Source organism: Brevundimonas sp. GW821-FHT10A07 (assembly GCF_059415785.1).
In genome coordinates this window covers 155,200-163,994 of the sequence record NZ_JBWKNX010000008.1, presented here as the reverse complement: position 1 = coordinate 163,994, position 8,795 = coordinate 155,200, and the positions used below count along the sequence as shown (strand labels likewise).

14 protein-coding genes are annotated in these 8,795 nt (G+C 67.4%); 7 read left to right on the top strand and 7 right to left on the bottom strand.

All coding sequences use genetic code 11. From position 1 onward, the window contains the following. Positions 1-38: 38 nt before the first annotated feature. From AC07NC_RS08965 to purL, 3 genes are read right to left on the bottom strand one after another with little or no spacing between them, the layout of a single operon-like run. On the bottom strand, positions 39-542 hold the full coding sequence (locus tag AC07NC_RS08965) for a hypothetical protein (RefSeq protein WP_494569310.1): 504 nt from the start codon (positions 540-542) through the stop codon (positions 39-41). 2 nt (positions 543-544) lie between these two features. Continuing rightward, on the bottom strand, positions 545-886 hold the full coding sequence (locus AC07NC_RS08960; protein ID WP_494569309.1) for a DUF305 domain-containing protein: 342 nt from the start codon (positions 884-886) through the stop codon (positions 545-547). Then, the gene (purL, locus tag AC07NC_RS08955; protein ID WP_494569308.1) at positions 883-3,099 is read right to left on the bottom strand and encodes a phosphoribosylformylglycinamidine synthase subunit PurL; all 2,217 of its coding nucleotides are present in this window, start codon (positions 3,097-3,099) and stop codon (positions 883-885) included. Before purL ends, AC07NC_RS08960 begins: the two co-directional genes overlap by 4 nt. A gap of 67 nt (positions 3,100-3,166) precedes the next feature. Here purL and AC07NC_RS08950 point away from each other — a divergent pair, with 67 nt between their 5' ends. The 4 genes from AC07NC_RS08950 to AC07NC_RS08935 are packed head-to-tail and all read left to right on the top strand — an operon-like array spanning position 3,167 to position 4,270. Further along, positions 3,167-3,427 (top strand): type II toxin-antitoxin system VapB family antitoxin, encoded by a 261-nt coding sequence (locus tag AC07NC_RS08950; RefSeq protein ID WP_494569307.1) that lies wholly within the window; start codon positions 3,167-3,169, stop codon positions 3,425-3,427. Continuing rightward, positions 3,427-3,816, top strand: coding sequence for a type II toxin-antitoxin system VapC family toxin (locus AC07NC_RS08945; protein WP_494569306.1), 390 nt, complete (start codon positions 3,427-3,429; stop codon positions 3,814-3,816). Before AC07NC_RS08950 ends, AC07NC_RS08945 begins: the two co-directional genes overlap by 1 nt. A 59-nt stretch (positions 3,817-3,875) precedes the next feature. Then, on the top strand, positions 3,876-4,019 hold the full coding sequence (locus AC07NC_RS08940) for a hypothetical protein (protein ID WP_008260671.1): 144 nt from the start codon (positions 3,876-3,878) through the stop codon (positions 4,017-4,019). Beyond that, positions 4,019-4,270 (top strand): Tat pathway signal protein, encoded by a 252-nt coding sequence (locus AC07NC_RS08935; protein ID WP_426024913.1) that lies wholly within the window; start codon positions 4,019-4,021, stop codon positions 4,268-4,270. The genes AC07NC_RS08940 and AC07NC_RS08935 overlap by 1 nt, the downstream gene beginning before the upstream one ends. On the opposite strand, the gene AC07NC_RS08930 is transcribed toward AC07NC_RS08935, so the two are convergent. Then, on the bottom strand, positions 4,267-5,058 hold the full coding sequence (locus AC07NC_RS08930) for a TspO-related membrane protein (RefSeq protein ID WP_426024914.1): 792 nt from the start codon (positions 5,056-5,058) through the stop codon (positions 4,267-4,269). The two genes, AC07NC_RS08935 and AC07NC_RS08930, sit on opposite strands and share 4 nt — an antisense overlap. A 123-nt stretch (positions 5,059-5,181) precedes the next feature. Here AC07NC_RS08930 and AC07NC_RS08925 point away from each other — a divergent pair, with 123 nt between their 5' ends. The 3 genes from AC07NC_RS08925 to AC07NC_RS08915 are packed head-to-tail and all read left to right on the top strand — an operon-like array spanning position 5,182 to position 6,944. Then, complete coding sequence (locus tag AC07NC_RS08925) at positions 5,182-5,574, top strand: hypothetical protein (RefSeq protein WP_008263920.1); 393 nt, start codon at positions 5,182-5,184, stop codon at positions 5,572-5,574. A 55-nt stretch (positions 5,575-5,629) separates the two neighbouring features. Continuing rightward, a complete protein-coding gene (locus AC07NC_RS08920) occupies positions 5,630-5,812 on the top strand; it encodes a hypothetical protein (RefSeq protein WP_492072955.1) in 183 nt (60 codons plus the stop codon). 43 nt (positions 5,813-5,855) lie between these two features. Next, a complete protein-coding gene (locus AC07NC_RS08915) occupies positions 5,856-6,944 on the top strand; it encodes an aspartyl/asparaginyl beta-hydroxylase domain-containing protein (RefSeq protein WP_494569305.1) in 1,089 nt (362 codons plus the stop codon). A 16-nt stretch (positions 6,945-6,960) separates the two neighbouring features. Here AC07NC_RS08915 and AC07NC_RS08910 read toward each other — a convergent pair whose 3' ends face one another. From AC07NC_RS08910 to AC07NC_RS08900, 3 genes are read right to left on the bottom strand one after another with little or no spacing between them, the layout of a single operon-like run. Continuing rightward, positions 6,961-7,812 carry a hypothetical protein gene (locus AC07NC_RS08910; RefSeq protein WP_494569304.1) on the bottom strand — a complete coding sequence of 284 codons (852 nt, stop codon included), beginning with the start codon at positions 7,810-7,812 and terminating at the stop codon, positions 6,961-6,963. A 31-nt stretch (positions 7,813-7,843) separates the two neighbouring features. Further along, positions 7,844-8,506: a phosphoribosylformylglycinamidine synthase subunit PurQ gene (purQ, locus tag AC07NC_RS08905; RefSeq protein WP_292147840.1), complete on the bottom strand. Its 663-nt coding sequence runs from the start codon at positions 8,504-8,506 to the stop codon at positions 7,844-7,846. Between the two features lie 33 nt (positions 8,507-8,539). After that, positions 8,540-8,770, bottom strand: coding sequence for a hypothetical protein (locus AC07NC_RS08900; RefSeq protein WP_008262274.1), 231 nt, complete (start codon positions 8,768-8,770; stop codon positions 8,540-8,542). Positions 8,771-8,795: the final 25 nt, after the last annotated feature.

Here is an 8,795-nt window from a genome sequence, read left to right as displayed (position 1 = left end):
GTGCGTGCGTTCACGAAGCATAGTGGACCAGCACGACGTCAACGAGAAGGCGACGTCCTGCCGATGGCGCCGAGCAGTCGCGCCATGTCTTCAGCGGCCAGATCCTTCGCGCGTTGGCTTGAGGGCGCGGGCTTCGAAACAGGGGCCGACGGCGCCGCTGGAGCCGTTTGAGACGCCCTCTTCTTTTCGCGCCGCTCGAATAGAAAGCGTTGAAGCCCCCAGACAAGGTGAGGCGTCCACGGTTGGCCGCAGGCGGTGTTCTTTCCCGCCTTGTTCAGCAGGCCGGCGACCTCGTTGGGCCTGGTGAAGCCGCTCTTGAAACAGGCACGGAGCAGAGGGTCGAGCTCATCCAGGAACGCCTCTTTGGAGCGGTCGCGAAAGGCGAAATGCTTCAGTTCGTCCCTCGTGATCTGGGAGGGCTTGGACGGCGCGCGTCCGACAGGCCGCGCCGGCGTCCGCTCCCGAGAGCGTCCAGTCGGCGTCGCTTTGGCCTTGGGGGAACCCGCCCGTTTTCCGCCGCCGAGATAGGATCCCTTAGCCACGCTCAGTTCGCCGGAGCGACGGTCGGCGCCCAGGCCTTCAGCTCGGCGATCTCGCGCGTCTGGGCATCCACGACGCTCTGGGCCATGCGCCGGATTTCCGGATCGCTACTGTTGCGCAGGGCGACCTGGGCCGTGGCGACGGCGCTTTCGTGATGGGCGATCATCTTGGCGACATAGGCCTGATCCGCGGTCTGAGACGCAGCCTGTATTTCCGCTGTCGTGCGGGTGGCCGCCGCCTGGTTGGCGGCCGACGCTTCACGCAGCGCCTGCTGCACCGGATCGCCGCCGCCGTCGCAGGCCCCTAGCACGAGGAGCAGCGCGATCGGCGGGGCGGTGCGGATCATGCGGCGTCGCCGAGCCAGCCCGGCATCCAGCCTTCGTGCCATTCGCGCAGGTGGGCGACGGGGATGCTGAACAGCTCGCCCTTGTCGCCCTTGGAGGCGAAGGCGTCGCCGCCGGCCTGACCGACGACCGAGGCGTGCAGGCCGGCGGCCTGGGCCTTGGCGATCAGGGCGTCGGCGTCGGGCACGGCGACCAGGTAGCGGGCCTGATCCTCTCCGAACAGGAAGATATGGGCGTGGGCGGCGCTGGAGGCGTCCAGGGTCACGCCGACGTCGGAGGCCAGGACCAGGTCGGCGGCGGCGCCGATCAGGCCGCCGTCGCTGAGGTCGTGGACCACGGTCAGGTCGCCGGCCTCGATCAGGTCGCGCACGAAGTCGCCAGTCTTCTTTTCCAGCTTCAGGTCGACGGGGGGCGGGGCGCCGTCCTCGCGGCCCAGGACCTCGCGCAGATAGATGGAGGCGCCCAGTTCGCCGACGGTCTGGCCGATCAGGACCAGCGTATCCCCGGCCGCCATGGTCGAGAAGTTGGTCACGACGTCATAGTTGGGCAGCAGGCCCACGGCGCCGACGGTCGGGGTGGGCGGAATGGCGACGCCGTTGGTCTCGTTATACAGGCTGACATTGCCCGAGACGACGGGGAAGGACAGCTCGCGGCAGGCCTCGGCCATGCCGTCGATGGCGCGGACGATCTGGCCCATGATCTCGGGGCGCTGCGGATTGCCGAAGTTCAGATTGTCGGTGATGGCGATGGGGCGCGAGCCGACGGCGGTCAGGTTGCGCCAGGCCTCGGCCACGGCCTGTTTCCCGCCCTCATAGGGGTCGTTCTGGACGTAGCGGGGGGTGCAGTCGCTGGTCACGGCCAGCCCCTTGTCCGTGCCGTGGACGCGGACCACGCCGGCGTCGGCGCCGGTGGCCGAGTCCTGCAGCGTGTCGGCCATGACGTGGCGGTCGTACTGTTCCCAGATCCAGCGCTTGGAGGCCATGTCGGGGCAGGCGACGACCTTCATCACCGCATCGGCCCAGTTGGCGGGGGCAGGGACGTCGGCGGGGTTCAGCTTGGGCTGGAGCTCAGGCTGGACCCAGGGGCGGTCGTACAGGGGGGCGTCGTCGAACAGGGGCGCCAGCGGCACGTCGCAGACCGTCTCGCCGTGATGCTTCAGCACCAGACGGCCGGTGTCGGTGGTGACGCCGATAGTGGCGGCGTCCAGGCCCCATTTCTTGAAGATGCGTTCGCCGTCGGCCTCGCGGCCCGGCTTCAGGACCGCCAGCATCCGCTCCTGGCTTTCCGACAGCATCATCTCATAGGCGGTCATGCCTTCTTCGCGCTGTGGCACGGCGTCCATGTTCAGCTCGATGCCGACGCCGCCCTTGCCGGCCATTTCGACCGAGGAGGAGGTCAGGCCGGCCGCGCCCATGTCCTGGATGGCGGCGACGGCGCCCGAGGCCATCAGTTCGAGGGTGGCTTCGATCAGCAGCTTTTCGGCGAAGGGGTCGCCGACCTGGACGGTGGGGCGTTTCGATTCCGACTCATCGTCGAACTCGGCCGAGGACATGGTCGCGCCGTGGATACCGTCGCGGCCGGTCTTGGAGCCGAAATAGACGACCGACAGTCCCGCCGAGGGGGCGGCCGAATAGAAGATGCTGTCGGCCTTGGCCAGGCCGACGCACATGGCGTTGACCAGGATGTTGCCGTTGTAGCCGGCGTGGAAATTGGTCTCGCCCGCCACGGTCGGAACGCCGACGCAGTTGCCGTAGCCGCCGATGCCGGAGACGACGCCCTTGACTAGGCGTTTGGTCTTCTCGTGCGACGGATCGCCGAAGCGCAGGGCGTTGAGCAGGGCCACCGGGCGGGCGCCCATGGTGAAGACGTCGCGCATGATGCCGCCCACGCCCGTCGCCGCGCCCTGATAGGGTTCGATGTAGGAGGGGTGGTTGTGGCTCTCCATCTTGAAGATGCAGGCGTCGCCGTCGTCGATGTCGATCACGCCCGCGTTCTCGCCCGGGCCGCAGATGACGCGGTCGCCGGTGGTGGGGAACTTGCCCAGATGGATCTTGGAGGATTTGTACGAGCAGTGCTCGGACCACATGACCGAGAAGACGCCCAGTTCGACATGGTTGGGCTCGCGGCCCAGCCGGTCGAGGACGACCTGATATTCGTTCGGGGCCAGGCCGTATTCGGTGGCCAGATCGGCCATGGTCTTTTGAGGAGCGGTCATGGGCGGCGCTTCTAGCGGGTGAAGGGCCGATAGGCTATATTCTAGACAGTATTTTGGGAGTTCTAGAATGGGCCTCAGCATCAAGCGCGCCGAGACGGAGCGCAAGGCGCGCGCCGTCGCCGAGCGGCTGGGGCTCAGCCTGACCGAGGCCATCGACATCGCCCTGGACAAGATCTGGAAGGAACTGACCGCCGAGGAGGCGGCGGCGGAGCGGGCGAGCAAGCGCGAGGCGCTGTTCGCCTATCTGCGGACCCTGCCGCCCGGCGATGGCCGCTCTCTTCAGGAAATTGACGACGAAATGTACGACGAGCACGGTCTTCCGCGCTGATGGTCGTCGACACCTCGGCCTTCGTCGCCATTGTTCTGAGAGAGCCGGAAGCGGCCGCGTTCGACGAACGGATCCGTTCGGCGACGACGCGCCGGGTCAGTGTCGCGACCTGGGTGGAACTGGCGGCGGTGCTGACGTCCCGGCTCGGCGTGGACGCCCGGCCCGTGCTGGATCGTCTTGAACAGGAGTACCGGCTGGATCTGGTCCCGGTCGATCAGGCGCAGATGCGGATCGCCTGCGAGGCCATGGTGCGGTTCGGCAAGGGGCGGCGTCCGGCGCGGCTGAACTATGGCGACTGTTTCGCCTATGCGCTGAGCCTGAGCAGCAGCGAGCCCCTGCTGTTCAAGGGCGAAGTCTTTTCGAAGACGGACGTGGCGATCACGATCTGAGTAGGGGGGAACGTCCAGAGGCTGGGCGTCATTTCGTGTGTAGCAACACGGAGTTCACCATGACCGACACCCCCATCGACCCCGCCGCGACCCCTGAAGATGAAGACCTGCCCGAGATTGCGGCCGACGACGCCGGCGCCTCGGCCATGGCCGAGCAGGCCCAGAACGAAGCCGAAGTCAAAGACGAGGGGGAGGGCATCTGATGCGCTCCACCCCCTCGACGAAGGTCACGCCGGCCACCGGCCAGCAGATGGATCGGTCCAATGATCCCGCCACGACGCGCGAGATGGACGAGGCTGCGCCCGAGCAGGCGATGATCAGCCGGCGGCAGCGGCTCACCGGACAGGCGACCGGGATCGGCAGCGTCGGCTTTCAGGAGGCCGGCGCCTTTGACGTCGGCGCCGGGGAAGATGCGGCGATCGATACGCCCGTGACGCCCGGCAAGAAGCCCTAACGCTCGACCCCCGGCTTCAGCCGGAAGGCCAGCAGCACCCCGCCGACCAGCAGGACGATGGCGCCGGCCAGGGCGGTGAAGGCGACGGCGGGCTTGTCGGTCTGTTCGGCGACGAAGGCGCCCAGCAGGCCCCAGGCGGTGGGCAGGGGATAGGCGAGGGTCCGCAGGCTGGCGGTCACCGCCAGGGCGACGCCGGTTGTTGCGATGATGGCCAGAATGGCCCAGGCCTCGGGCGACAGGGGGGCCGGCAGGGCCTCAAAGGCGGTCAGGGTGGTGATCAGGTTCAGCGGCGCGGCCACTGTCAGCCAGCCCGCGAGCGCCGCCAGGGGCCAGACCAGTAGCAGTCGGTCGCGATCCGTTCGGCTGAGCGCCCGGATGGAGCCGGAATAGGCCACCAGCGGCGCGAGCAGGGCGATCAGGGAGGCGAAGATGACGATGACGCTGGCCGCCTTCAGGTTCAGGGCGGCGACGACGATCCACATGCCGATGCCGAAGAAGGCGACGGCCGACGGCCAGCCCATCCGGTTGATCAGGGGGCTCTCGCCCGTCTGGGGCAGCACCTGACGGACGGCGTAGGCCAGCAGGCCCAGATAGATCAGGCCCCAGATCGAGAAGGCGTAGCCGGCGACGCGCAGGGTGCTGTTTCCATCGGCAGCGAACTCGGCCTGGGTCAGGCCCAGGCCCGCCAGGTTCTGGACCAGCGGGACCACGATGGCGAAGACGGCGGCAGCCAGCACCACCAGTCGGCGGGTCCGCTGGGCGGGCGTGGGACGAAGGATCGAGGACATGCGGATTCCGATACGACGGTGTTCAGGTGGAATGTACGCGCCGGACGGCGGTAAGGTTCACCGTTGCAACGTGAAAAGTGAAGCTTGCCTGCGCCACGCCCTCTGTGCTGCTTGTCATCGGGCATGACGAACGCCGCCGGACGCTGGATTTTCTGCCTGACCGCCATGGCCGCATCGGCCGTCGCAGGCGTGGGCCACGCCCAGACAAGTGGAGCGACCGTCGTTCTCACCCAGCCGTCGCAGGACGCCTGGGCGCGTGTTCGCCAGGCGCTGACGCCCGAGCAGCAGGCGTTGGAGGTGCGCCGCTTTCTGTCGGCCCTGGCCGCGGCGAACGGCAGGCCGATCACGCCCGCCCTGGACGCGCGACATATTGCTTCGGGTCGCGCCGTGTCGCTGGACGATCCGGCGCTGCTGCAGCGGCCGCAGGCGCACGAGGTGACCCTGACGGTCGATGGGCGGTTCCTGGTCTTTCGTCCCTTGTCGCGCGCCAGTCTGGACCCCTTCCTGGGGCGTTAGAGGAACCGGCTGTCGTGTGGTCGGTTGTTCAAGCCCACACGAACTGGAGATGACCATGGCTGACCGCGACGACGAAACACCCGTCTTCGAAACCAACGAGGTCGAAGCCAACCTCGCCATCGAACACGGTCAGGGCGTCGGCGCCCGCGAACTGGCCGCCCAACGCGATCCGGGCGGCGTGGTCACGGCCGACGAGGACGAAGACCTGGAGAACGGACAGGCGGCGCGTCCGGAGTGAACGCGCCCCTGTTTGCTTGACGGAGGTTCGATGATCGTCGTTCATGCCGCGCATGAACGCAGACGCCGCCGTCGCTCTGGAGACGCTTCTTCAGCACGCCCTGTCCGCTAGAGCGGGCGGAGATTCCGACGCGGCGCTCGCCGCGGCGGAGCGGGTGCTGGGTGTCGATGGACGCAATGTCCTGGGGGCCATTCTCAAGGGCGACGCCCTGGCCGCCCGGGGCGATGCGCGGTCCGCCTCGAGCTTTTACGGCGCGGCCTTGGCGAGTGCGCAACAGCGCGGCGCAGATCCCGAACTGAAGGGCGAGTTGCGGCGGGTGCAACAGGCGCTGGCGGACATGAGGCGCCGGTTCGAGGAGGAGCTTCTGGCCGGGATCAAGGCGCGCGGATTTGACGAAGCCCAGTCCAGCGCGCGGTTCGCCCTGTCGCTCGACCTGCTGACCGGGCGCAAGCAACTGTATCACCAGCAGCCGAAATTCTATCTGTTTCCGGGCCTGCCGCAGGTCCAGTTCCAGCCCCGCGCCGACACGCCCTGGCTGGCGGAGATCGAGGCGGCGGCGCCCGCCATCCGCGCCGAACTGGAGGCGGTTCTGGCGGAACCCGCCCTGTTCGCTCCCTATGTCGAGGACCGTTCGAACCGACCGCGCAGCGGACAGGCGGGGATGCTGGAAAATCCGGCCTGGAGCGCGGTCTTCCTGTGGAAGGACGGCGTGGTCGCGCCCGAGATCGCCGCGCGGTGCCCGCAGACCCTGAAGGCGCTGGAGGCCGCGCCGCTGAGCATCATTCCCGGGCGGTCGCCGTCGATCCTCTTTTCGAAACTGGCGGCGGGCGCGCGGATTCCGCCGCATCACGGCCTGATCAACACCCGCCTGATCTGCCACCTGCCGCTGGTGGCGCCGCCGGGGTCCTGGTTCCGGGTGGGGTCGGACCTGCGTCAGTGGGAGGAAGGCAAGGCCTGGGCGTTCGATGACACGATCGAGCATGAGGCCTGGAACGACAGCGACCAAGACCGGACGATATTGATCTTCGACGTCTGGAAGCCCGAGATCACCGAGGAAGAGCGAGGGCTGATCCGCGCCCTGTTCGACGCCATCGACGCTGGGGGCGGGGCGACGCCGAAGCTGGGGACCTGACCGGGCCGAAGATCCGTCAGTTTTCCATTCTGAAGTTCACGCTGAACACGATCAGGCGGCCTGCCAAAGGCCGCCCGCTGGCCGCGGCTTCGTCCGTCAGCTTCAGGCGCGCGCGCGGAAGAGATCTTTGAACCGCCAAGCCCAGATGGTAGCCGGGCGGTTGCTCGCTCTCCGTCACGCACTCGGTCAGGCCGCCGTCGTCCTCGGCGACGCACGAAAGCACGACATAGCCCATGCGGGGGCTTCGGCCCCTGACCGATTCCGGAAAGGTGGGGCGAGGCATGGTCCGCCACATCACGGCGGCGGGCAGCCCGTCCTGGCCGTTGCCTTCGATCTGATCTGCACGCTCCTCGCGCGGGTCGATGACAGGGCGGCCGCAGGCCGTCAGGGTTTCGGCGATGGCCTGGCTGGAGGGCTCTACATCCATGACGTAGCGGGTGCGCGGACCACCCGGGCGGTCAGCCGGAATCACGACCTGCAGCTTTCCGCCTTCAGCCAGGTCCCGCGCGACCAGGGCGGGGATGCGACTGAACGCCATCGTTCGCTGCGATCCTACCGTCCAGACTGTCGTTTTTGATTCGCCTTCATCGCCGACCTGAATCCCCAGCTCTCGTGTCGGCTGATTCTTGGGCGCTTCCGGCAAGCCGCTGATCATCAGATCGTACACGCCGCCCTGACACCTCGCGATGAGGTTGAGGCCGGACGTAAAACCAATGGTAGCCACTACGGCGTCGTGCTCGGGAAGACGCGCCAGGGTCCAATCCTCCCGTGCGGAATCAACCGGCGCGGGGGGCTGCGAGGCCTCTTGAGCCCAGGCTGCAGAGGATGACAGGCAAAGGAACAGGACGGCGGAGATGGAGCGAAGCATTGCGCTACTTCGCCTCAACGACAGATTGCCGTCAAGCCGCCGCGTAGATGCTCTGGAACAGCACGGCGCCGTCGGCGGAGCCCAGTTCGGCCTCGAAGGCGCGGTCGGGGTGGGGCATCATGCCGAGCACATTGCCGCGCGCATTCTGGATGCCGGCGATGTCGTTGACCGAGCCGTTCGGGTTGTCGACGTAGCGGAAGACCACCTGGCCCTCGCCCTCGATCCGGGCCAGGGTCTCGGCGTCTGCGAAGAAGTTTCCGTCGCCGTTGCCCTGGGTCATGACCACCTCGCGCTGGCCCTGGTAGCCGGCTGTGAAGCGGGTCTGGCCGTTGGAGACAGTCAAGGCGATGGGCTTACAGACGTATTTCAGCCCCTTGTTGCGCAGCAGGGCGCCGGGCAGCATGCCGGCCTCGCACAGGATCTGGAAGCCGTTGCAGATGCCGACCACGGCGACGCCGTCGTCTGCGGCCTTCTTGACCGCCTGCATCACCGGCGACTGGGCCGCCATGGCGCCGCAGCGCAGATAGTCGCCGTAGGAGAAGCCGCCGGGAATGACGATCAGGTCCAGGCCCGAGGGCAGTTCGGTCTCGGCGTGCCAGACCATGGAGACGGGCTCGCCAGTGGAGCGTTCGACGGCGACCTTGCAGTCGCGATCACAGTTGGAACCGGGGAAGACGATGACGGCTGCGCTCATGGCGCGGGCCTCTAGCATCGTTTTCAGGAAATGTCAGTGCGCGGGTTCAAGAAGTCCGAGGCGGGTCTCGATCCGGCCGAGGCGGGCGTCCTGACGATCGACAATCTGATACAGGTTGGAGACGTCCTGGTTCAGGCCGTTGAGGTGGAGGCGCATGGCCTGAAGTTCGCCTCTCACGCCGGCGACATTGCCGTCGATCCGGTCCAGGCGTGTCTGCATGGACTTCAGCACTTCGTAGATGAGGTCGTTGGTGACGTCGGCCATGAGTTCATACTACCATAAACTGTGG

Excerpts from the sequence above, each read along its gene's own strand:
- AC07NC_RS08920 (WP_492072955.1), top strand. The coding sequence starts at position 5,630 with ATGGCTGACCGCGACGACGAAACACCCGTCTTCGAAACCAACGAGGTC.
- AC07NC_RS08930 (WP_426024914.1), bottom strand. The coding sequence starts at position 5,058 with ATGTCCTCGATCCTTCGTCCCACGCCCGCCCAGCGGACCCGCCGACTG.
- AC07NC_RS08910 (WP_494569304.1), bottom strand. The coding sequence starts at position 7,812 with ATGCTTCGCTCCATCTCCGCCGTCCTGTTCCTTTGCCTGTCATCCTCT.
- AC07NC_RS08915 (WP_494569305.1), top strand. The coding sequence starts at position 5,856 with ATGCCGCGCATGAACGCAGACGCCGCCGTCGCTCTGGAGACGCTTCTT.
- AC07NC_RS08935 (WP_426024913.1), top strand. The coding sequence starts at position 4,019 with ATGCGCTCCACCCCCTCGACGAAGGTCACGCCGGCCACCGGCCAGCAG.
- AC07NC_RS08900 (WP_008262274.1), bottom strand. The coding sequence starts at position 8,770 with ATGGCCGACGTCACCAACGACCTCATCTACGAAGTGCTGAAGTCCATG.
- AC07NC_RS08940 (WP_008260671.1), top strand. The coding sequence starts at position 3,876 with ATGACCGACACCCCCATCGACCCCGCCGCGACCCCTGAAGATGAAGAC.
- AC07NC_RS08950 (WP_494569307.1), top strand. The coding sequence starts at position 3,167 with ATGGGCCTCAGCATCAAGCGCGCCGAGACGGAGCGCAAGGCGCGCGCC.
- AC07NC_RS08945 (WP_494569306.1), top strand. The coding sequence starts at position 3,427 with ATGGTCGTCGACACCTCGGCCTTCGTCGCCATTGTTCTGAGAGAGCCG.
- AC07NC_RS08960 (WP_494569309.1), bottom strand. The coding sequence starts at position 886 with ATGATCCGCACCGCCCCGCCGATCGCGCTGCTCCTCGTGCTAGGGGCC.
- purL (WP_494569308.1), bottom strand. The coding sequence starts at position 3,099 with ATGACCGCTCCTCAAAAGACCATGGCCGATCTGGCCACCGAATACGGC.
- AC07NC_RS08925 (WP_008263920.1), top strand. The coding sequence starts at position 5,182 with ATGACGAACGCCGCCGGACGCTGGATTTTCTGCCTGACCGCCATGGCC.
- purQ (WP_292147840.1), bottom strand. The coding sequence starts at position 8,506 with ATGAGCGCAGCCGTCATCGTCTTCCCCGGTTCCAACTGTGATCGCGAC.